Origin of the sequence: Methylobacterium sp. Leaf117, from assembly GCF_001422985.1 — a bacterium.
GTDB lineage: Bacteria > Pseudomonadota > Alphaproteobacteria > Rhizobiales > Beijerinckiaceae > Methylobacterium.
Genome location: NZ_LMNL01000036.1, coordinates 206,176 through 228,759, shown reverse-complemented (window position 1 = coordinate 228,759; position 22,584 = coordinate 206,176). Strand labels below are relative to the sequence as shown.

At 69.6% G+C, this 22,584-nt stretch carries 16 protein-coding genes; 9 read left to right on the top strand and 7 right to left on the bottom strand.

The genetic code is table 11. The annotated features are described in order from the left end of the window. Positions 1–193 precede the first annotated feature (193 nt). Entirely contained in the window at positions 194–844 is a 651-nt protein-coding gene (locus ASF57_RS20100; protein ID WP_056486603.1) for a hypothetical protein, read from the bottom strand. Then, complete coding sequence (locus tag ASF57_RS20095; RefSeq protein WP_056188455.1) at positions 841–2,094, bottom strand: hypothetical protein; 1,254 nt, start codon at positions 2,092–2,094, stop codon at positions 841–843. The genes ASF57_RS20100 and ASF57_RS20095 overlap by 4 nt, the downstream gene beginning before the upstream one ends. 301 nt (positions 2,095–2,395) lie before the next feature. On the opposite strand from ASF57_RS20095, the gene ASF57_RS20090 reads away from it, so the two are divergent. After that, the gene (locus ASF57_RS20090; protein WP_056486600.1) at positions 2,396–4,246 is read left to right on the top strand and encodes a cation:proton antiporter; all 1,851 of its coding nucleotides are present in this window, start codon (positions 2,396–2,398) and stop codon (positions 4,244–4,246) included. A gap of 24 nt (positions 4,247–4,270) precedes the next feature. Here ASF57_RS20090 and ASF57_RS20085 read toward each other — a convergent pair whose 3' ends face one another. Further along, complete coding sequence (locus ASF57_RS20085; RefSeq protein WP_244477035.1) at positions 4,271–4,801, bottom strand: hypothetical protein; 531 nt, start codon at positions 4,799–4,801, stop codon at positions 4,271–4,273. 240 nt (positions 4,802–5,041) lie between these two features. On the opposite strand from ASF57_RS20085, the gene ASF57_RS20080 reads away from it, so the two are divergent. Both ASF57_RS20080 and ASF57_RS20075 read left to right on the top strand, forming a co-directional pair. Continuing rightward, positions 5,042–6,217, top strand: coding sequence for a VWA domain-containing protein (locus ASF57_RS20080; RefSeq protein ID WP_056486597.1), 1,176 nt, complete (start codon positions 5,042–5,044; stop codon positions 6,215–6,217). A 46-nt stretch (positions 6,218–6,263) separates the two neighbouring features. Beyond that, positions 6,264–6,722 (top strand): VOC family protein, encoded by a 459-nt coding sequence (locus ASF57_RS20075; protein ID WP_056486594.1) that lies wholly within the window; start codon positions 6,264–6,266, stop codon positions 6,720–6,722. Here ASF57_RS20075 and ASF57_RS20070 read toward each other — a convergent pair. Together ASF57_RS20070 and ASF57_RS20065 are read right to left on the bottom strand one after the other, a co-directional pair. Continuing rightward, the gene (locus tag ASF57_RS20070) at positions 6,691–7,011 is read right to left on the bottom strand and encodes a 2Fe-2S iron-sulfur cluster-binding protein (protein WP_056188467.1); all 321 of its coding nucleotides are present in this window, start codon (positions 7,009–7,011) and stop codon (positions 6,691–6,693) included. The two genes, ASF57_RS20075 and ASF57_RS20070, sit on opposite strands and share 32 nt — an antisense overlap. Positions 7,012–7,191: 180 nt before the next feature. Further along, positions 7,192–7,506, bottom strand: a complete 315-nt coding sequence (locus ASF57_RS20065) for an Hpt domain-containing protein (RefSeq protein ID WP_056486759.1) — start codon at positions 7,504–7,506, stop codon at positions 7,192–7,194. Positions 7,507–7,826: 320 nt separating this feature from the next. Between ASF57_RS20065 and ASF57_RS20060 the strand changes: the two genes are divergently transcribed. Continuing rightward, positions 7,827–15,431 carry a hypothetical protein gene (locus ASF57_RS20060; protein ID WP_056486591.1) on the top strand — a complete coding sequence of 2,535 codons (7,605 nt, stop codon included), beginning with the start codon at positions 7,827–7,829 and terminating at the stop codon, positions 15,429–15,431. Between the two features lie 94 nt (positions 15,432–15,525). Here ASF57_RS20060 and ASF57_RS20055 read toward each other — a convergent pair whose 3' ends face one another. Together ASF57_RS20055 and ASF57_RS20050 are read right to left on the bottom strand one after the other, a co-directional pair. Continuing rightward, the gene (locus ASF57_RS20055) at positions 15,526–15,978 is read right to left on the bottom strand and encodes a DUF1489 domain-containing protein (RefSeq protein ID WP_056486589.1); all 453 of its coding nucleotides are present in this window, start codon (positions 15,976–15,978) and stop codon (positions 15,526–15,528) included. Positions 15,979–16,059: 81 nt separating this feature from the next. Next, positions 16,060–17,229: a hypothetical protein gene (locus ASF57_RS20050; protein WP_056486756.1), complete on the bottom strand. Its 1,170-nt coding sequence runs from the start codon at positions 17,227–17,229 to the stop codon at positions 16,060–16,062. A gap of 149 nt (positions 17,230–17,378) precedes the next feature. On the opposite strand from ASF57_RS20050, the gene ASF57_RS20045 reads away from it, so the two are divergent. The 5 genes from ASF57_RS20045 to ASF57_RS20025 all read left to right on the top strand — a co-directional run bounded on the left by ASF57_RS20045 (position 17,379) and on the right by ASF57_RS20025 (position 22,565). Next, the gene (locus tag ASF57_RS20045) at positions 17,379–18,626 is read left to right on the top strand and encodes an MFS transporter (protein WP_082504209.1); all 1,248 of its coding nucleotides are present in this window, start codon (positions 17,379–17,381) and stop codon (positions 18,624–18,626) included. A gap of 88 nt (positions 18,627–18,714) precedes the next feature. Continuing rightward, positions 18,715–19,824 (top strand): MlaE family lipid ABC transporter permease subunit, encoded by a 1,110-nt coding sequence (locus tag ASF57_RS20040; RefSeq protein WP_244477034.1) that lies wholly within the window; start codon positions 18,715–18,717, stop codon positions 19,822–19,824. Between the two features lie 136 nt (positions 19,825–19,960). Continuing rightward, positions 19,961–20,683: an ABC transporter ATP-binding protein gene (locus tag ASF57_RS20035; protein ID WP_348528145.1), complete on the top strand. Its 723-nt coding sequence runs from the start codon at positions 19,961–19,963 to the stop codon at positions 20,681–20,683. A gap of 68 nt (positions 20,684–20,751) precedes the next feature. Beyond that, positions 20,752–21,834 (top strand): MlaD family protein, encoded by a 1,083-nt coding sequence (locus ASF57_RS20030; protein WP_056188485.1) that lies wholly within the window; start codon positions 20,752–20,754, stop codon positions 21,832–21,834. A 179-nt stretch (positions 21,835–22,013) separates the two neighbouring features. Next, on the top strand, positions 22,014–22,565 hold the full coding sequence (locus ASF57_RS20025; RefSeq protein ID WP_244477042.1) for an ABC-type transport auxiliary lipoprotein family protein: 552 nt from the start codon (positions 22,014–22,016) through the stop codon (positions 22,563–22,565). Positions 22,566–22,584 lie beyond the last annotated feature (19 nt).

Below are 22,584 nucleotides of genomic sequence, written 5' to 3'. Positions count from 1 at the left end.
GCGGACACGGCCGGGTTAGTGCGCGGCCGCCATCCCCGCAAGGCACCCGGCGCAGCCGAGATGGGACGATGCGCCTTGAGAGATCAGCCGTTTCGAAGCGCTGACGATCTCAAGCATCTTGGTGCCTCAAGCGGCTTGCTGCCGAGAGCGTCTCGCCGTTCAGAGCGTCTTGCCGTTCAGGGCGTCTTGCCGTTCAGAGCGTCTTGCCGTCGTGCCAGACGCAGTTCGACGCGAGGATGCCGAGGTTGACGTCCGATTTCTGCGGCTGCGGCAGGGTCTTGCCATCCATCGCAAGGTCGATCTTGATCTCGACCTGGCCCTTCTGCTCGTTCTGGCGGCGAGAGAAATAGCAATATTGCTGGAACGGCTGCTCCTCGTTGGCGCGGAAGTTCCAGCCGGTGACGATCTGGCCATCCATGTAGGGCACCTGCTTGAACACCGTGAAGGTGGTGTTCACGGGAGCCTTCGAGGCGGGCGCCGCATCGGCGCCGAGCTGGGCCTTGGTCGGAGTCGGAGCCCCGCCGGCCTTGGGCAGGCCGCCCTCGAGCTTCAGAACGTTGTCGGTCAGCGTGACCTCGCCCTTGGTCTTCAGCGTCACATCCGAGAGGGCCGCCTGCATCGCGGCAGCGATCTTCTCGGCCGCCGAGTCGAACTGGTTCATATAGGCGTAGCCGTAGGATGCCGCGCCGATCCCCATTCCGGCGAGGAGCGTGAAGGCCCCTGCCCCGAGGGCGCGGAACAGGAAGGCCCGCGCCGCGATGATCCGCGCTTCCGCCCGCAGGCGGCCGTTCACGCTCTGGGCGAGAACGACATTCTCCGGCGTGCCGGGCGTGTGAATGCTCATGCGCCGGCTCCCGCGCTGACGGCCTGGGCGGGCGGGCGCCGATCCATCGGGATCACCGCGCCGCCCGGCGCTGCGGCCGGGGCCGGGGCCGGGGCCACCACCGGGGCGACGCTAGCCGCCGCAGGCTGCACCGCCGCTTCCTCCGGAACGGGGCGCGGCTGGGTCAGCGCCATTTCCTGGCGTAGGGCGTCCGTGATCGAATCCAGCATGTAGGGCGTCGCCGCCGGATCGACGGTGGCGCCGAGATCGTCCTCGTCCATGAAGGTCTTGCGCACCGACACGGCGCAGAGGGCGAGGATCGTCGACGCGAAGGCGGCGCAGAGGGCCGGCACGAACACGAAGATCCGCAGGAAGGCGTGGACCTGCGCCTCGCTCACGTCGATCGGATCGACGCCGTAGACCATCGCGGTGAAGGAGTGCAGCTGCGATCGGTTGACCGAATTGCGGTAGGCCTGCTCGGCATCGGCGACCTTGCGCTCGGCGGCGCCGCGGTCGAGTTCGCCGCGCGCCTTGCGGGCGTCCTCCAGCAGCTTCATCACCGCGCCGCGGTCCGTGCCGGCCTTGGCGACGCTGGCATTCAGGGTCGCGGTCCGCGGATCGGTGACGCACTTCATGTTCGAGTAGCGCTGGCCCCGACTGTTGGTGCCGTAGACGCGTTCGCAGCGCTGCGGCGGCAGGCCGGCGAGCTGGCTGGCATTCTCGGCGCTGCGTTTCTCGATCTGATCCAGTTCCGTCGTATATTGGGCCACCCGAGCATCGGCCGCGGCGATCCGGTTGTCGATCGTCCCGCGATCGGCCTGGGCATCCTTGAGCGCCGTCTTGGCTTTCGCGGCATCCATCAGGCGGGGGTGGAACATCATTTCGCCGAGCTGCGACACCGATTTGGTGGTCACGCCTGCCGCGAAGATGATGCCGACGATCGCCAGCATTCGGATCACGTACGAGCGCTGCGTCCGCGCCAGGATGCCGAGGGGGACGCGACACAGCTCCACCGCCGCATAGACCAGCGGTGCCAGGAGCATGAAGTAGAACGCCTTGGAATCACCGTCGCTGTAGACGCCCGCGAACAGCCAGGCGCCCCAGAGCGACGCTCCGATCACCATGAACTCGACGAGGTAGGCGATCGAGACGTAGCCCCACTTGATGCGGTAGCCCTTCTCGATGTGTCGCTCGTGGGTCCAGCGCTCGGATTCCCGGCGCCATTCGCGGGCTTCCCGCTGCACGTCCCGGTTGGGCGGCGTCTTTCGCATGGGGCACTCGTGTCTCGAAACGCGCCATCGCGCGCTTCACCGTTCATTAACGCTTCGCCTTATGCGCGCATTGTGCCGTTTTTGCGCCGCATCAGAGACGCCGACGGCACGGTCGCCCCCATTCCAATTGCCGCAGCCAGCCAATTCGTGATTTCGCGCCCCGTGCACGGTTGCGTCGACCGGTCGCCAGCGGCCATGGTCCTGCGAGGAACCGTGCTGCGAAGAACCGTGCGGCGAGGAACCCGGCCGCTCTCCGCGACGCCGCCCGGCGGTTCCGCGCTTCAGGAGACATCTCGAACCGATGACGGACGTGCACGCCGGCTCCTACAAGGAAGCGATTCTGTTCCTCGTCACCGCTGGCGTGGTGGTGCCGCTGTTCCATCGCCTGCGGATCAGCCCGGTCCTCGGCTTCATCGGAGCCGGCGCCCTGCTCGGCCCCTTCGGTCTCGGGCGCTTCGCCGAGACGTATCCCTGGGTTTCGACCTTCACGATCGCGAACCGGTCGGAGATCGCCCATCTGGCGGAATTCGGCGTCATCTTCCTGATGTTCATGATCGGGGTCGAGCTGTCCTGGGAACGCCTGCGGACGCTGCGCCGCCTGGTCTTCGGCCTCGGCTCGATCCAGGTCCTGGCCTCATCGGCCGTCATCGGCGCCATCCTGTTGTCGCTCTCGGTTCCCCTGGCCGCCGCGATCATCGTCGGCCTCGCCCTGGCCCTGTCGTCGACCGCCGTGGTCCTGCCGGTCCTGGCCGACCAGAAGCGACTGAACACGCCGGCGGGCCGCGCCAGCTTCGCCGTGTTGCTGTTCCAGGATCTCGCGGTAGCCCCGGTGTTGTTCGCCATCGCGGTGCTGGGCCGCAACGACGGCTCCGACGTGGGCGGCGCCCTGGCCCTCGCTCTGGGCCAAGCGGCCATCGCCATCGTGGTGATCGTGGTGGTGGGGCGTCTCGCCCTCCGGCCGCTGTTTCAGCTCGTCGCCCGGACGCGGTCACCCGAACTGTTCATGGCGGCCTGTCTCCTGGTCATCATCGGCACGGCCGTGACCGCGGCGGCGGCCGGCCTGTCGATGACGCTCGGCGCCTTCGTCGCCGGCCTGCTGCTGGCCGAGACCGAGTATCGCCGCGCCATCGAGGCCACGATCGATCCGTTCAAGGGCCTGCTCCTCGGCGTGTTCTTCGTCTCCGTGGGCATGAACCTCGATCCGGCCCATCTGATGTCGGCGCCCGGTGCCGTGCTGGGGCTGGCGATGGCGCTGATCCTGATCAAGGGCGCGGTGATCGTCGCGGCCGCCCGCTTTCTCAAACTCTCCCGATCGGTGGCCATCGAGGCCGCCCTGCTGCTCGGACCGGGCGGCGAGTTCGCCTTCGTGCTGATCGGCGGGGCGCTCGCCGGTGGGCTCGTGCCCGAGGAGGTCGGACAGGCCGCCCTCATCGTCACCACCGTGACCATGATCGCGATTCCCGCGCTCGCGGTCGTCGGCCGGCGCCTCGGTAAGCGCTTCATCACCGCGCAGCTGGGTCGCGCCCGGGCCGAACCAGTGCCCGATCGCCAGCAGAACCGCGTCATCATCGCCGGCTATGGCCGGGTCGGCCGCCTCGTCGGCGAGATGCTGACCCGCCACAAGATCCCGTACCTGGCGCTCGACGCGGATGCCGCCCGGGTTTCGGAACACCGCCGCCTCGGCAACCCGGTCTATTTCGGCGATTCGGCCAATCCCGAATTGCTGCGGCGCTGCGACATCGCCAATGCGCGGGCGCTGGTGGTCACGCTGGATACGCCGCGTGCCGTCGAAGCGGTGGTCGAGGCGGCCCGGGCCGAGCGGCGCGACATCACCATCGTGGCCCGGGCGCGCGACGCCCGCCACGCGACCGCCCTCTACGAAATGGGTGTGGACGATGCGGTCCCGGAGACCATCGAGGCGTCGCTGCAACTCTCCGAGGCGGTCCTCGTCGATGTCGGCGTGCCGATGGGCCTCGTGATCGCCTCGATCCACGAGCGGCGCGACGAGTACCGGGCGATGTTGCGGAAGAAGGAGACCGAGGTCCGTCCTGCGTTCCGGGCGCGCCGCACCGTCGGCAAGGGCCAGGAGGGACGGGAGACGCCGGCCGTCGCGGACGAGTCCGCCATCAAGCCCGCGATCAAGAGCGCCTGAGACGCATGCGGGCGGACGAATCACTCAGAGCAGGCGGCCCTGCCCGCGCAGGGGCATCATGGGCGCCGGCAGCACGGTGGCGCCCGCCGACGGCGACGTGCCGCCCGGAGCGGTCTTGAGCGCGGGCGGAGGTCTCGGAGTGGCAGGCTTCAGGGCGTCGGGCGGCTTCGGGCTCCGCTGTTTGGCCCGGCGCACGGGCGGATTCAGGCTCGGGTCCATGCCGGGCGCGTAGCTACAGCGATACACGATCTCGTCGGGCGGCCCGAGACCGGTGTCGAGCGGGATGGTCACCGTATCGTCGTTGAACCGCCATTTGCGCGTGCCCTTGTCCCAGTACAGCCAGATCGTGGTCGGGTGGCCCTGGACCGAGAAGATCGCCGCCTTCTTCGAGACGGCCCGGATGGTGCGCGGCTCGTACATCCCCTTGGCCCGATAGGCGTCGGCGAAGGAGGCGGGCTGGCGATCGATGAAGGTGTTGCGCACCACCTGAATCGTCGCGCCCGGCTCGGACAGGAACCGTTTGAAATCGCTCAACGAGCGCAGCGCGAGCGCCATGTCGGTCACTCCTTTACTCTACCCAAAGACCATGCGCCCTGACGACTTGCCCTGACTTGCACGAGACCGTGGGACCAAGATGTTCGATTCAGATGACAAGTCCTCTCCGCCGGAATAACCTCCCACAGGAGCTATCAACAGAAATTCCGGGTTATACCCAGTTTAACCTATGTCAGTCGGCCCGTCGCGCTGGCCGGGCGGCCCCTTGACCCCGGGCATCGCTTCCTCCGTTGTCGTCCCATGCTGCTCCAGTTCTTCACCGCCCTGCGCGAGGCCAAGGTTCCGGTCACCCTCCGGGAGTTCCTGACCCTGCTCGGTGCCCTGGACCGGGATCTGGCCGAGAAGCGCGTCGAGGAATTCTACCTTCTCGCCCGGACCGCCCTGGTGAAGGATGAGCGCAACCTCGACCGGTTCGATCGCGTGTTCGGGACCGTATTCAAGGGTCTCGAAACCCTCGGCGAGGCGACGGCCCCCGCAGCGATCCCGGAAGCGTGGTTGCGCAAGCTCGCGGAGAAATACCTGACGGAGGCCGAGAAGGCGGAGCTTCAGGCGCTCGGCTGGGACAAGCTGTTCGAGACCCTCAAGCAGCGCCTGGCCGAGCAACGCGAGCGGCACCAGGGCGGCAACAAGTGGATCGGGACCGGCGGCACCTCACCCTTCGGGGCCTACGGCTACAATCCCGAGGGCATCCGCATCGGCCAGGACGGCAACCGCAACTTCCGCGCGGTGAAGGTCTGGGACAAGCGCACCTTCAAGGATCTCGACGACACCGTCGAACTCGGTACCCGCAACATGCGGGTGGCCCTGCGCCGCCTGCGCCGCTTCGCCCGCACCGGCGCGGCCGAGGAACTCGATCTCGACGGCACCATCCGGGAGACGGCGGCGAAGGGCTATCTCGACGTGAAGCTTCGGCCCGAGCGACGCAATGCCGTGAAGGTTCTGCTGTTCCTCGACGTCGGCGGCTCGATGGACGGGCACGTGGCGCTCGCCGAGGAGCTGTTCTCCGCCGCCCGCTCGGAGTTCAAGCATGTCGAGCACTTCTATTTCCACAATTGTCCCTACGAGCGGGTCTGGCGCGAGAACCGCCGGCGGCACGACGAGACGCTGCCGCTGCTCGACGTGCTGCGGACCTACCCGGCGGATTATCGCGTGGTCTTCGTCGGCGATGCCTCGATGAGCCCCTACGAGATCGCCATGGCGGGAGGCTCGGTCGAGCACTGGAACGAGGAGCCCGGCGCGGTCTGGCTCGGCCGCATCCTCGAGCGGTTCCCCAAGGCGGTCTGGCTCAACCCGGTGCCGCCGGAGCACTGGGCCTACACCCAGTCGATCGGCATGGTGCGGCGGCTGGTGGGCGACCGCATGTTCCCCCTCAACCTCGAGGGCATCGACGCAGCCATGCGGGCGCTGATCCGATAGGGTGACGCCGGAACGCCGAATCGGTTCGGGAGCGGGAGGCTGACGGATGCTCGACCGGATGCCGGAGGGCGGGTTCGCCCCCCTCGTCCCGGAACTCGATGTGACGGATCTCGAACGAAGCCTCGCCTTCTGGTGCGAAGGCCTCGGTTTCGACATCGCCTACCAGCGCCCCGAGAACGGCTTCGCCTATCTCGAGCACGCGGGAAGCCAAGTGATGCTGAACCGGATCAACGGCGCCTGGGAAACAGGTCCGCTCGCCCGACCGTTCGGACGCGGCATCAACCTTCAGATCACCGTGCGCGGCATCGACCCGATGCTCGAACGCCTCGCAACGCTCGGTTGGCCGCTCTTCCGACCGGCGCACGAGGCCTGGTATCGGGTCGGAGCCCGGGAGGTCGGTTGCCGGCAGTTCCTGATCCAGGACCCGGACGGCTATCTGCTGCGATTTCAGGAAAGCCTTGGGGTCCGGCCGGTCAGCCCTGTCGTGCCGGGGTCGTCACACTGAGCCCGTCGAGGTCCGGCGTGATCCGGATCTGGCAGCACAGGCGCGAGGTCGCGCGCACATCGGAGGCGAAGTCGAGCATGTCCTGCTCCATCGCCTCGGCGGGGCCGACGACCTCCGCCCAGGCCGCATCGACGTAGACGTGGCAGGTGGCGCAGGCGCAGGCGCCGCCGCACTCCGCATCGATGCCCGGGACGTTGTTGCGGATCGCCGCTTCCATCACGGTCGATCCCACGTCGCCCTCCACGGTCCTGGCCGTTCCGGCATGGTCGACGTAGGTGATCTTGGGCATCGGGGGCTCCGGGCTCGGACAACGCGTAGAACAGCCGGTTGTGCGGCGCATCGCCTGCCTTGAAGGGGCAGGCCTCCGAATGCAAGCGCGCTCGCCGGCCGGCTGAGGATTCTTGCGCTTACGCCGCAGAGGCCGCCCCGTTCCATCGGACCTCCGCGACGCGACGTCCGCGTGCCGATTTCAGGACGTTGCCGGCAGCGCCGCGAGGGTGTCCGCCACCGCTTCCGAGAGCGCCTCGGTGGAGACGGCGGCGTCTCCGGCCCGCAGGGCGTCCTCGACGGCACTGGCCCGCGCGGCGACCCGTCCGGCGCCGACCCCGAGGGCCGACCCCTTGAGGGTGTGGGCGAAATCGGCCCGCTCGCCCAGGGGACGCGCCGCCTCCCCGATCAACGGCAGGAGACGACGGCACTGGTCCGCGAACAGGCCCAGCAGTTCGGATGCGAGTTCGATATCCCCGAAGGTCTGGCGCGCCAGGAACTCGCGGTCGATCAGCATCGCTGCGTCGGTATCCGGCACGTCGGGTCCTTCGGCTTCCGGGGATCGAACGAGACCGCGCCTGTGCGCCCTCCCGGCTATCCACAGCTCAGGCTCGGGGCCGTTCGCTTCCGTTTAAGCGTTGAGGCATCATGCGGAAAGACGACGGAGCGGCGCCGGCCCCTGGCTTGGTAACCATTCCGTTAAGGTTTTTTGGGCGCCGCGGCGGGCTCGGGTATCCGAGCCCTGTGCCAAAGTCTAAAGTTCCTTGGTAAATTGGTAAAAGTAACCTTGATCGTCGGGTGCGGCCGGCGGTCGGGATACGCGTAACGAGGCGTTGTATGGCCACGGAAAAGAAGCTCAAGGACCCGGCCGAGGCGGCTTTGTCGGCGATCGAGCAGGCTCTCAACCTCGACGCGTTCGCCCAGGGCGACGACGCATCGCGGGTCGAGCCGCGGCTCCCCGACGTCGGCGACGGCGATCCTTTGCGCGATCCCACCGGACGCCTGGCTCCGCCCCGCCTCGATCTCGACCAGCCCCTGGCTTCCGACCTGCCGCCGCCGGACCGGAACCGGCCGCGCCGGGAGGGCGGCCTGCTGCCGCCCGACCGCTCCATGGTCGCCAACGACGACCGGCAGAACATCGGCATCCTGCAACAGACCCTGCGTGTCCGTCCGTCGGGCGCCCCCTACCTCGTGGCGGCGGGCGCCGGAGCGCTCTGGATCGCCGGCCTGCTGGGTCTCGCCTGGAGCCAGTCCGGCGGTGATCTGCGCGGCTTCTTCCAGGGCCTGACCGCGATCCAGAGCGCCGTTGCGGCGACGACGCTGGTCGGCCCCGTCGTCCTGTTCGCCATCATGGCCATGCTGGCGGTCCGCGCCCAGGAAATGCGCCTCGTCGCCCGCGCCGTGGGCGAGGTCGCGATCCGGCTCGCGGAGCCCGAGAATTTCTCCACCGACGCGGTGCTCACCATGTCGCAGACGGTCCGTCGCGAGGTGGCGGCGGTCGGTGACGGCGTCGAGCGGGCCCTGGCGCGCGCCGGCGAGCTCGAAACCCTGGTGCGCGGCGAGATCGCCACCCTGGAGCGTGCCTATTCCGACAACGAGATCCGCATCCGCTCCCTGGTCGACGAGCTGATCGCCCAGCGGGAATCGATCATCGCCAATGCCGAGCGCGTCCGCGGGGCCATCACGGGTACGCATCAGAGCCTGACGGCGGAGCTCGACGGCGCAGCCGAGCGCATCGTGTCGGCGGTGAACGGCGCGGGCGACCGGGTCACCACCGCCCTGGACGCGCGCGGCGAAGCGATCACCTCGGCGCTCGGCGAGCGCGGCGACGCGATCACGGCGGCCCTCGGCGAGGCGGGCGACCGCGTCGTCGAACTGGTCTCCGGCCGTGGCGACGATCTCGTTCAGCGCCTGGCATCGACCAGCGAGGGCGTGCGCGGCAACCTCGCGGAGGTCGGCACGGCCCTGACCCAGTCCCTGGAGACCCGGGCCGAGGAAGTCACCCGCGCCTTCGAGCGCACCGGCGGCATCCTCACCACCACGCTGGCGGAAAACGCCGGGCAGGTCGCCCGTACCCTGGCCCAGACCGGCTCCGAGGTCATCGAAGCCCTCAACCGCCAGGGCGGCGAGGTTCGCGAGACCTTCGAGCAATCCACCCGCGGCCTGGAAAACGCGTTCCTCACGCGCGGCTCCGAATTGACGGCGCAGTTCTCCACCACCGGCGGCGAGATCACCGCCCGCTTCGCCGAGACCGGCGCGGCCCTGACTCAGGAGATCACCGCCCGTGGCGCCGCTCTGCGCAGCGAGATCGAGACGGCGGGCACCGAGGTGTCGGACCTGATCGAGACCCGGGGCCGCGAGGCCCAGGCCAGCCTCGCCCTGGCGGCGAGCGCCGTGGTCGAGACCTTCGCGAACCGCGCCGAAGGCGTGCGCGACGACCTGATGCGGTCGGTGGAGAACATCGCGTCCGGCATCGACAATCACGGCGGGACCCTGGCCGGACGCATCGAGACGGCGGCGGAACGTCTGCACGAGACCATCACGGTCCATGGCTCCGAAATCTCGAACCTGTTCGAGACGCGCGGCCGCGATACGCAGGCGGGGCTGGCCCTCGCGGCGAGCGCCATCGTCGAGACCTTCGGCACGCGGGCGGACGCCCTGCGCGAAACCCTGCTCCGGTCCGTCGAAGGCATTGCCACCGGCCTCGACCAGCACGGCGGCGCCCTGGCCGACCGCATCGAGTCGGTCGCGAACCGCCTGCATCAAACGGTCTCCGTCGAGGGGCAGTCTTTGGAAGCCACCCTCGGCGCCACGGGTGATCGGGTCAGCGATCTCATCCGCCATCGGACCCAGGAGGCGACGGAGGTTCTCGACGGCGCCCTGAGCGGGCTCGGTCAGGCCTTCGAGACGCGGACCCTCGGCGCCCTCGAAAGCCTGCGTTCGACCGCCGCGACGCTCGACGAGCAGATCGGCAGCCGGACCTCGGAGGCCGCCGAAACCTTCCGGCGCAGCGCCGAAGAGACCACCGTTTCCCTCGGCGCCAGCACGACCGAAGCCTCGCAGGCCCTGCGTCGCGCCTCGGCGAGCGCCACGGGCGAACTCGAAGCCCGTACCGTCGAAGCCGTTCAGATCTTCGAGAACCGGCTTTCCGCCACCTCGGCGGATCTGGCGGCTCGGACGGCCGAGGCCGCCGAACTCCTGCGCCATGCCGCCGATAGCGTCGGCGGCGCCGTGGGCGCCCGCGCGACGGCTTCGATTGAGGCCCTTCGGACCACGCTCGACGCGGTCAACGACGAACTGGTCCGGCGCGCCGAGGAAGCGGCCGGCCTGATCGCCCGTGCGGCCGATGGTCTGGGCGGCGATCTCACCGCCCGGGTTCGCGACGTCGAATCCGCCTTCGGAAGCCATGGCCAGACCCTCGGCGAGCTGATTGCCGCCCAGGCCCAGGAGGCTCAGGCCCAGCTCGCGAATACCGGCCGCGACATCGTGCTGGCCGTCACCGCTCAGGGGGCCCGCGTCAACGATGCGCTGAGCCAGACCGGTGCGAGCTTTGCCGACACCACCGAGACGCGTGTGCAGGCCATCGACCGCGTTCTCAACGATCGGCTCGCCACCCTTCAGGAAACCATCGCCCGCGGCGACATCCTCGCCGACCGCATCTCGCGCGACACCGCCGCCCTCACCGAATCCGTCTCCGGGCGGCTGGAGGAGATGGACCGCGTCATCACCGTGCAGGGCAACGCCGTCGCCGACCGCATCGCCGAGCGGACGCGCGAAGCGCAGGCGGCCGTGGAAAGCCAGCTCGGCGCCCTCGAGGAGCGTTCGAACCGTCGCTCCACCGAGATCGGCGAGACCTTTGCCAATCTGGTGGCCCAGATCGACGGCCATCTCGGCGGCCGCGCCACGGCCCTCAACGAAGCGCTGATCGTGCGCACCGCCGAGATGGCGCGCGTCATGGTCGAGAGCGGCCGCGACCTTGTCCAGACCCTCGATGCCCGCGCCGACACCATGGCGCTCGATCTCGCGCAGCGCAGCGCCGATCTCGGCGACGTGCTCGGCGAGCGCTCCGCCGAGATCGCCCGCCGCCTCGACGAGCAGACCCTCGAATTGTCCCGCCGCCTCGACGAGGGGGCCGGGCGCTTCGATGCCGGCGTGCTCGGGCGCCTGGAGGCGATCGGTACCGCGCTCGAAGAGCGCAGCCGCCTGATCGAGGAATCCTTCGGGGCGCAGGCCTTCGAAGCGATCCGCCTGATCGAGAGCCGCACCCGGGCCGTGGACGAGGATCTCGCCAACCGCACCCGCGAACTCGTGGACATGATCGTCGCCCGGACCGACGGCGCCAACACGGCCCTCGACACCCAGGCCGGCGCCATCCGCCAGGCCTTCGCCGAGCGCGCCGACGAACTCGTCCGCCTCATCGACGCCCGTACGGCGGCGATGGGCTCGGAGCTCGACGAGAAGGGCCGGGCCGTGTTCGGCGCCCTGGGCGGCCGGATCACCGAACTGGCGCGCCTGTTCGATCTCGGCAGCAACTCGCTCGGCGAGGTGCTGGAGCAGCGCGGCGAGTCGATCCTGGCCCGCCTGCGCGAGATGGTGGCGGAGGCGGATCGCCAGCTCACCGACGGCGAAGGCCGCCTCGGCTCGACCCTGGATCGCCGCACCCTCGACATCAGTTCGCTGCTCGACGAGGGCGTTCGCACCGTTCACCAGCTCCTCGACGACCGGACCGGCGAGATCCGCGCTCTGCTCGACACCCACGCCAACAGCCTGGGCTCCAGCTTCAGCGACCGCCTCACTCCGCTGCACGACACGCTCGATCAGCGTGGCCGCGCCCTGGTCGACACCATCACGGCGAGCCTCGGCAGCGCGGCCGAGGCCGTGGAGGCCCGCACCCAGGCCCTGGCCACGCTCTTCGAGGAGCGCATCGAACACCTCGACGAAGTGGTGGATCGCCGTGGCGGCACTCTGTCCGACGCCGTCGAGGCGCGCACACGGGCGCTGGCGGAGACCTTCGACCAGCGCATCGGTGCCCTGGACGAACTCACCGATCGCCGCAGCGGGGAGATGGCACAGGCCGTGGACGAGCGGACGCGGGCCCTGGCCAACCTGTTCGACCATCGCATCAACATCCTCGGCCAGCTCGTCGACCACCGCGGCGCGACCCTCACCGAGACCCTGGAGAACCGGACCGAGATCCTCGCCAATCTCCTCGCTGAGCGCATCGGCGCCCTGGATGAGATCATCGGCGGTCGCGGCGCCCATCTGAATCAGGCCCTGGACGCGCGGACCCACGGCCTGCGCAGCCTGTTCGACGAGGTTCTGAGCACCCTCGATTCGGTGGTCGACACCCGCACGGACGCTTTGACCGATCGGGTCGAGGCCCGGACGCGCGGCCTGACGACGCTGTTCGACGAGCGGATCGGCGCCCTCGACCGACTGGTCGACCATCGCACCGGCACGTTGTCGGACGAGGTCGATGCCCGCGCCAAGGCGCTGGTCTCGCTCATGGACACGCGGGTCGAGCACCTCGATCAGCTCGTCGACGAGCGGGCGCGCGCTCTGCGCCAGCAGGCCGAAGCCCTCACCCACACCCTCGTCTCGCTGTTCGAGGAGCGGCTGCGCAATCTCGACCATCTGGTCGAGGATCGGGCGACCTCCCTGGTGGCCCAGACGGACGACCGGACCCGGACTCTCGTGGCGATCCTCGACGAGCGCCTCACCACGCTCACGCAGGTTGTTGACGGTCGTACCGGCACGCTCACCGACCGGGTCGACGAGCGGGTCCGGCACCTGGCCTCGGTGTTCGATACGCAGTTGCGGACCCTCGACGAGACCGTGGAGCATCGGGCGGACGGTCTCGCGGAGCAGGCCGAGATCCGCGGCCGCGCCCTCGCCACGCTGTTCGACGAGCGCCTGTCGGCCCTCGATGCCCTCGTGGAAGCCCGGGCCACCGAACTCTCCCGCACCATCGACACGCAGGGCAATGCCCTGGTGGAAGCGGTCGACAGCCGCGCCGACGCCTTCACCAGCCGCATCGACAGCCGGATGAAGGTGTTTGCGACCCTCGTCGCCTCGCGCGGCGACGCCCTGGCCTCGGCCTTCGACGATCGCCAGGATGCCTATGCGACCCTGGTCGACGAGCGCACCGCGGCGATGCTCACGGCGCTCGACGAGCGTGTCGCGCGTCACGCCACCCTGGCCGAAGCCCACAGTCAGGCCCTGGCCGCGACGCTCGATCAGCGCAACGAGGCCGTGGCGTCCCTGCTCGACAGCCGCACCGGCGCCATGACGGAGGCGTTCGACCGGCGCTCGACGGCGCTGGCGGGTCTGGTCGAAGCCCGCGGGCAGTCTCTCGCCCGGCGTCTGGCCGAGAGCGCCGAGACGATCACGCGCGCCATCGAGGAGGGCGGCGGCGCTCTCCTCGACACCCTGGACGGACGCGGCAAGGCCGTCGTCACCGCGCTCACCGACCAGTCGGAGCGCCTGCGCGAGATCGTGGACGGGCCGGCGGCGCAGCTGGCCGAGGCTCTGACCCTGCGCGGCGACGCCATCGAGCGGGCCCTGAACGAGAGCGGCGCCCCGCTGGTCGCAGCCATCCGCGAGCGGACGGACGCCCTGGCGGCCCAGTCCCGGGCCTCCGCCGAGGCCCTGCTGTCGGTCATCGACGGCGGTGCGGCGCGGGCGATCGCGGCGCTCACCAACGCCAACGATCAGATGCGCGGCGACCTCTACAAGGTCCTGGAGCGGATCGACGGGTCGAATGACGGCCTCAGGGAATTGCTGGCCGGAACGGGTGAAAACCTCGGGCGGATCGAGGCGGGCCTGTCGGGTCGCATCGCCGACATCCGCGAAGGGCTTTCGGCGATCGCCAGCGAGACCGAGCGCGCCAGCACCGGCGTGGCCGAGCAGGTCGCGCAGCTCAAGGCGGTCGCCGAAGGGGCGCTGCAGGATGCGGCGGAGCTGACCGCATCCCTCGACGATCGCGGTCGCGCGCTCAACGAGATCGGCCGCAACCAGGCCGGGATCCTGCGTCAGGCCGTCGGCCAGCTCGAAGGCGCTGCGGGCCAGCTGAAGGGCGCCACCGGCGAACTCGAGAGCGTCGAGGGGCGCCTGGGCGATCGTCTCGCCGAGCGCGAGCGCGCCATCACCGATGTGCTGTCGCGCATCGAGGAGCGCTCCGGGACCTTGGAAGAGCAGACCGCGCGCTTCGACGCCCTGATCGGCCAGACCCTGCGGTCGGCCGAGGCGCGCACGAAGGCCCTCGGGGCCAGCCTGTCCGAGACAGCGACCGGCGCCGGCGCCACCGTCACCCAGGCCTTCGAAGGCCTGCGCGCCGGAGCCGACACCGAGAGCGAGCGGACGGCCCAGGCCGTGCGGACCGCGATCGAGGCGGCCTCGCAGCAGATGATGACCGTCCTGGAGACGGCCTCCAGCCGCTTCGGCGAGTCGGTCTCGGGCTTGCGCGAGATGGCGGCCGAGATCCGGCGCGAGCTCGACGCGACCCGCGCCGATCTCCAGCGCGGCGTCCTCGAGATCCCGCGCGACACGCAGGAGGCGACCGGCGCGATGCGCCGCGTGGTCTCCGAGCAGCTCAAGGCCCTGACCGAGCTGTCCACCCTGGTGCAGAGCTCGGGGCGGGCGGTGGATGCGGTCGCACCGAAAGTCTCGGAGCCGCGACGCCCCGAGGCCCCGGCGCCCGTCCCGGCCGAGTCCGCACCGGTCAAGATCGCGCCGGCCAAGTCCGCGCCCACCAAGGTCGCGCCTGCCAAGGCGTCTGCCCCGGCCCCGGCGAAGCCGGCGCCCGCCTCCCGTCCCGGCCAGTCGATCAACGTCGTCTCCGCCCCGGCGTCCCGGACCGGCGAAGTGCTTCGTCCCGGCACCGCCCCACGCCCGGATGCGCGGGGGTCCGAGAACCGCGGCTGGCTCTCCGACCTGCTGACGCGCGCCTCCCTCGACGACGACGCGGACCCGGAGACGGACGCGCAAGGGCTCGGCACCCAAGGGCTCGGCACGCAAGGGCTGGGCTCGCAAAGCCCCACCGTGAAGGCGACGCCGACCCTGCAGGGCGAGGCGCAGAAGAATGCGGCCGAGCGCGGCCGGACCGCCCTGGAGACGATCTCCAGCGACATCGCCAAGATGATCGACCACCAGACCGCGGTGGACCTGTGGGAGCGCTATCGCCGGGGTGAGCCGAACCTGTTCGACCGCCGCATCTACACGGCGCAGGGTCGGCAGACCTTCGAGGAGGTCCGTCGCCGCTACGCCGGCGACGCGGATTTCCGGCGCACGGTGGATCGCTACGTGGGCGAGTTCGAGCGCCTGCTCGGGGATGTCTCGAAGAACGACCGCGACTCGTCGCGGGCCGATGCCTACCTCACCTCGGAGACCGGCAAGGTCTACACCATGCTGGCCCATGCCAGCGGGCGCTTCGACGGGGCCTGAGCCCCGATCAGGCACGGCCGGGAGCGGCAGCCCCCACCCTCCTCCGGGACGGTGGGGGTTTCTGTTTTTCGAGCCGAGAACCGGGATGCGGCCTTCAGATCAGGCCGAGGCTCGCAAGCTCACGGCGCAGGGGTTCGGGCATCTCGGCGAGGCCCCCGGCGGTGCCGGCATCGAGGTCCGCAGGCGCGTCTTCGGCCTTCAGATAGCGCCAGCCCTGAAACGGCCGGCACGGCCGTGGCGAGACGGCGGTTACGGCGGGCTCGAGGACCAGCCGACACCGGCCGATGCCGTCCGCATCGGTGAACGGCGTGATGGCGGTGACCGATTGCCGGCACAGCAACGTCCCCTTGATCACCCAGTAGATCGAGCCGCGTCCGGCGATGTCGGTGGCCCGGGTCGGCACCATCCGGGTGGTGTGCACCGGCGATGGATCACGCCCCTGGCGCAGCGCGTCTTCGCGATGATGTGCGATCCGCGCTTCCAGCTCCGCGATGCTGGCGGGGCCGACGCAGAGTTTCAGCAGGTGGAGGGTTTGAGGGGCGGCCATGGCGGCGTTGTACCAGCCATCCGGTTTCGAGGCGCGCGCTGGTTGGGGCGCGCGACGCCGCGTCGCTCGGGCCTCTCGGGATTAGGAGAACAGCGCCCGCTTCTCGTCATCGGTGAGCGCATCGATCTCGGCGAAGGCCGTGGCGATATCGGTTTGGGCCTTCTCCGAGACCTGAACCGTGGGGGGGCTCATCCGGTCGGCCACATCGTCGACCGATGCGACTTGCGGCTGGTCTTCCGCGTCCGGCCGGATCTGCGCGTCGCCGCGCCCCTCATCGGCATCGAGGGATGTGTCGAACGAGGCGGCGGCTTCGGGAAGCCCGGTGCTGAGACCCGAGGCATCCACGTCGGGAGCGTCTCCTTCGGAAGCATCCATCTCGGGAGCGTCCGCTTCGAAGGCATTCAAATCGGAGGCTTCCAGATCGGAGGCTTCCAGATCGGGCACCTCCACCGCATCCGGCTCCCGGTCGGGCTCCATCACGGCATCGGTCACCTCCAGGAAGACGATGTCGTCCGCCATCGGTCCATCCGGCAGAGGTACGGGGGTCGACGCCCTCGGTTCTGCGGCGGAGGTGTCCATCGCGATATAGCGGTCGACATCGCTCTGACAGAGATCGGCCGGAACCTCCGGTGTCGCGGAGCCGCCGGGCGCCGTCGGCACCGGATCGAGCGCATCGCCCCAGATCGCCATCATGGCGGCGAGGCGTTCCTCCAGATACCGCAATGTGTGGATGACGCGGGCGATGCGCTGAGCCGTGAGATCCTGGAACGAGCAGGCGGTGTAGATCGCGGTGGCCCGCCGGTCGAGTTCGTCGCAGGCCGCTGCGTCGGAGCCGGATTCGCGCAGGTTCCAGGCGGTTTCCTGGACGTTCTCGGCGGCACTCAGGATGTCCGAAGTCGCCCGCTCGGTGGAGCGCACGATGGCGTCGAGGGCCGCCGAAGCCCCGCCCAGGCTGCTCTGGTCCTGATCGGGCGACTTGATCGCCGCGATCTCGGCTTTCGTGCGGGCGATGGCATGGGCCATGTCCATCAGGTCGCCGCGGACCCGGCCGATCTGGCTGGTGTCCCGGTCGCTGGTCACGGCAGCCTCGAGCCGGGCGATGGCGTCGAGGAGAATTCCGGTGTCGCTGGTGCGGTTGCGGCGCAGGTAGGCGTCGAGAAACCAGCGCCCACGCTCGCTCTCGGTCATCGCCGCTTCGATACGGTCGTATTCGGAGACGTCGATCGACGTCAGCGATTGGGAACTCGACATCAAGCACTCGTCCTTGCCGGTGCTGTGACCGGCACGTGGTGCCTGGGTCAAAGCCACCGCAGGTTGACAGGATCGTTTTAACGCCGGCTTTACGCAGCTTCCGCCTGACGCGACGTATCCACAGGCCCCCTCGCCCCGATCCGGTCGACTTGTCCGACACCGCCTCTGCCGACACCCGCCAGGCCCATCCGGAGCCGAACGCCGCCCGGCTCTCGGTCCTGTACGCCGTCGTCTTCGTGGAGATCGGCATCGCCATGCCGTTCATGCCGGTCTGGCTGAACGCCCTCGGACTCGACCCCACCGTCATCGGCGCCCTGCTCGCTCTGCCGATCGCGATCCGCATCGTCTCGACCGCGCCGCTGGTGGGTCTCATCGACCGGGGCATCGCGGCCCCTCGCATCCTCCTGGTCGGGAGCCTTGTCCTGGCGGCGACCTACGTGCTGATGCCGGCGGGGGCAGCGATCGGATGGCCTTTGCTCGCGCTCCTGATCGCGCTCAATGCCGTGGCGGCGGCGCCGCTGGTGCCGAGTATCGATTACCTGACCTTGAGCGCGGTGCGGCGGAGCCGGCACCTCGAATATGCCCGCATCCGCATGGCCGGCTCGATCGGCTTCCTGCTGGCGAACTTCGCGGGCGGTGCCGCCCTCGGGGCGCTGGGCGAGCGCTTGGCGGTCCCGCTCCTGCTCACCGTCCTGGCGCTGATCGCCGCCGCGGTCGTGGTGCTGGCGCGTGTCGATGCTCCACCGACGCCGCCGCCTCACCCGGACGGTGGCCGCCCGCGCCTACCCGGCGTGCTGTGGCTGTCCATCGGGGCCGCCGCGCTGATCCAATCGAGCCATGCGGCGATCTATGCGTTCGGGAGCATCCACTGGACGACCCACGGCATCTCGACGGCCTGGATCGGCACGCTCTGGGCGATCGGCGTGGCATCGGAGATCGTGCTGTTCGCGCTGATCGGCCGCCTTCCGGCGCGCTGGCGCAACCCGTTCGTCCTTCTCGCCCTTGGGGGCGGGGCCGCGCTGGTGCGCGCGCTCGGCCTCGCCTGGTTCGGCGACCGGCTCGGGCCGGTGATCGTCCTGCAGATGCTGCACGGCCTCACCTTCGGGGCGACCCAGCTCGGCGCCATGGCGGCGGTGTCCCGGTTCGCACCGGACGGAGCGCGCGGCCGGGCGCAGGGCACGGTGAGCTCGGCCGGCGCCCTCGCCTCGGCCTCCGCCACGCTGATGACGGGGGTCGCCTATCAGGCCGGAGGCGGCCCGCTCACCTTCGCGCTGATGGCCCCGCTGGCCGGACTCGGCTTGTGCCTCGTGGCACGCGCCGCGCGATCCGCCCGCGCTTTCGGCCTTCACACCACCACGTTTGTGGGCCAGCACACCGGATCGCGGGATCAACCTTGACCGTCCGGTAACCGTACGCGGTGATAGATGATCGCGGCATGGGAGTGCGGCGTCATTGGGTAGAGCCGAGATCAGGACCAATCCGGAAGTGGCCGACGCCGCGTTCCTCGAGAACGGGCATATCGGCCTGTCCGGACGTTGGACCGCCGACCAGGGTGCGGCCGTGGAACGGGCAGCGGCCCGCATCGCCGCCAGCGCCCCGGGCATCACCTTGCTCATAGACCTGAGCCGCGTGGCACGTCTCGACACGCTGGGCGCGTGGGTGCTCGAACGGACCCGGGCCGAAGTCGAGGCCGCGGGCGGACACGTCGCCTATGCCGGGGCCGCACCGGAACATCGTATCCTCCTCAGCGAAGTGAAGCTCCCGGTCGCCGAGCCCGCCCCGGCGTCGCGCGGGCGCATCGCCGGATTCCTGGACGATCTCGGCCGGCGGGTCGTCGGCGCCAAGTCGGACCTCGTCACCGGTCTCGCCTTCTTCGGCGAGGTCGTGCTCGCCTGCATCCGCGTCGCCGCGCGTCCCGGCACCTTCCGTGGCACCGCGCTGATCAATCAGATCGAACAGGTCGCCTTCCGGGGCGTGCCGATCATCGTGCTGATCTCGTTCCTCGTGGGCGGCATCGTCGCGCAGCAAGGCATCTTTCAGTTGCAGCGCTTCGGAGCCCAGAGCTTCGTGGTGAACCTGATCGGGCTGCTCATCCTGCGCGAACTCGGCGTGCTCCTCACCTCGATCATGGTGGCGGGCCGGTCGGGCTCGGCCTTCACGGCCGAGATCGGCTCGATGCGGATGCGCGAGGAGGTCGATGCCCTGCGGGTCATGGGGCTCGACCCGATCGAGATCCTGATCGTGCCACGCATCCTCGCCCTGGTCATCGGCCTGCCGATCCTCACCTTCCTGGCGTCACTCGCGGCGCTGGCCGGCGGCGGCCTGACGGCCTCCCTCTATGGCGGCATGACCGTGGACGCCTTCCTGGCCCGCCTGCAGGCGGCCGTGTCGCTCCATCACGTCGCCGTCGGGCTGATCAAGGCCCCGTTCATGGCTCTCATCATCGGGATCATTGCGACGATCGAGGGTTTCGCCGTGGAGGGTTCGGCCGAGTCTCTGGGGCGCCACGTCACGGCCTCAGTCGTCAAGTCTATCTTCATGGTCATCGTCCTCGATGGACTGTTTGCCGTCTTCTTCGCCGCGATCGATTTCTGAGGCCATGCAGACCGCTTCCGCCCCCCACACGCCGGCAAACGTCAGGACGGCCAGTCTCGCCACGGCGAGCGCCGCCGCGCCCGAGCCGATCATCCGGGTCCGCGACCTCGTCGTGGGCTTCGGCAGCAAGATCGTGATGAAGGGCCTCGACCTCGACATCCGGCGCGGCGAGATCCTGGGCTTCGTCGGGCCGTCGGGCCAGGGCAAGTCGGTCCTGACACGGACGATTCTGGGGCTGGTTCCGAAGCGGGCCGGCACCATCGAGGTGTTCGGCGAGGACATGGATGGCCTGACCGTGGCCCGCAGGCGGCAGATCGAGCAGCGCTGGGGCGTGCTGTTCCAGCAAGGCGCCCTGTTCTCGGCCCTGACCGTGAAGCAGAACATCCAGATGCCGATGCGCGAGCACCTGGACCTGTCCGAGCGCCTGCTGGACGAATTCGCCCGCCTCAAGATCGAGATGGTGGGCTTGAAGCCGGATGCGGCCGACAAGCTGCCGTCCGAACTCTCCGGCGGCATGATCAAGCGGGCCGCCCTCGCGCGCTCCCTGGCCCTCGACCCCGAGATCCTGTTCCTCGACGAGCCGACCTCCGGGCTCGACCCGATCGGTGCCGGCGAGTTCGACGAACTCGTCGCGACGCTGAAGCAGACCCTCGGGCTGACGGTGTTCATGGTCACCCACGATCTCGACAGCCTCTACACCGCCTGCGATCGCATCGCGGCCCTCGGCGATGGGCAGATCATCGCGCAGGGGACCATCGAGGAGATGCTGGAGAGCGACCATCCCTGGTTGCGCTCCTACTTTCATGGCAAACGCGGACGTGCCGTCGTCACCAAGGGTCCGCATCATGCGCCCGCCTGAGACCAGCGACGCGCGGCGTGTGGCCTCGCACCGCATCAGACCCATCCCGCCAAGGTATCGTTGATCCGATGGAGACTCGCGCGAACTACGCCCTCATCGGCGCCTTCACCCTCGCGGTGCTGGTGGCGGCCTTCGGATTCGTGTTCTGGCTCCAGGGCGGTTCCCGCAGCCAGGTCCGTCAGGCCGTGCGTATCGTCTTCTCCGGCAGCGTCGGAGGCCTCGCCAAGGGTTCGACCGTGGCCTTCAACGGCATCAAGGTCGGCGAGGTCACCGATGTGCGGCTTCTGCCGCAGGACCCGCGCCGCGTCGTCGCCATCGTGGAGGTCGAGCGGACCACGCCCCTGCGTGCCGACACCCGCGCTCGCCTCGACTCGGCGATGCTGACCGGCGTCTCGACGATCTCACTTTCCGGCGGCAACGCCGATGCGCCGGCCCTTACGCCGGGCTCGGGCGATCAAATCCCGACGATCTTCGCCGACAGCTCCGACATCCAGGACATGATGGCGGCGGCCAAGCAGATCGCGCAACGCGCCGACGACGTGCTCCAGCGCCTCGACAAGGTGGTTGCCGGCAACGAGGGCGCGATCAACCGCACCCTGGCCAATGTCGAGGCCTTTTCGAAGACGCTGGCGGATGCCGGCCCCGCCGTCAGCGGTCTCGTCAAGGCGATCGACGGCCAGAAGCTCAATCGCGTCATCGACAACACCGACCGGTTCACCGGCGCGCTCGCCGCCGGCAGCGGCGACATCGAAGCGGCCCTGAAGGACGCCCGTTCCCTGGCCGCCAAGCTCAACGCTTCCGCGGATCGCGTCGACGCGGTGCTCAAGGGCGCGGAAGGCTTCCTCGGTTCGGCCTCGGGCTCCGCCGGGACCAGCACCTTCACCGAAGTGCGCGAGGCCGCGATCTCGGTTCGCGATGCGGGACGCGCGTTCCGCACGCTGTCCGAGAACCTCGACAAGCGCACCTCCAACATCGCCACGAGCTTCAATCGCCTGAGCGGGACGGGACGGCGCGAGGTCGAGGCCCTGTCGACCGATGGCCAGCGGACGCTCAACACCCTGAACCGAACGGTGAAGAGCCTCGAGCGCGACCCTTCGCAGGTGATCTTCGGCGGAAAGCCATCGTTGCCGGAATACAACGGCAACCGGTGATCGGCGTTTTCCGCAGCCGACGGTGCTGCGCCACACGCCACCAATCCTGCGCTAGGTTAGTTTACCGCCACGCCGCGCTCCAGCGCAGCGATGGGTTTTCCAGAATGCGTATGTCGATCACCAACACGGCAAGGGGCTTCAGGGCGGCGCCCGCGCAGGCCCGCGGCCTGCTCGCCGTGATGCTTCTGGCGGCCGGTCTCGGTGGGTGTGGAGGCGGCGCCGTGCCGCTCACCTTCGATCTCGCCGCTCTGCCCCCGAATGGACGCGTTGGCGGGACCGCGCGCTCGTTCGTCGTGACGGAGCCGACCGGCCTCCAGCCCTTCGAGGCGGATCGCATCATCGTGCGCGAGCCGGGCGGCGCCCTGTCGTTCCTGGGCGGCGGCCAATGGGCCGATCGCCTGCCACGCCTGATCCAGGCTCGCCTGATCCAGAGCCTGGAGAATTCGGGGCGTCTGAAATCGGTGAGCCGGCCCGGCGACAAGATCACGGCCGAGTATCAGCTGATCAGCGAGATCCGGGCCTTCGACATCGCCGCCGGTTCGGGCGAGGCCGTGGTCGACATCTCCGCCAAGATCATCGCCGAGGGCACTGGCAAGGTGGTGGCCGCCCGCATCTTCACTGCACGCCTGCCGGTGTCGAAGGTCGACGCGGCCAATGCGGCTGTCGGCCTCGATGCGGCCCTGGCCCGGGTGCTCGCCGATATGGTCGCCTGGGTGAATTCGGGACGCTGAGGCGATCTCGGCGCCTCGT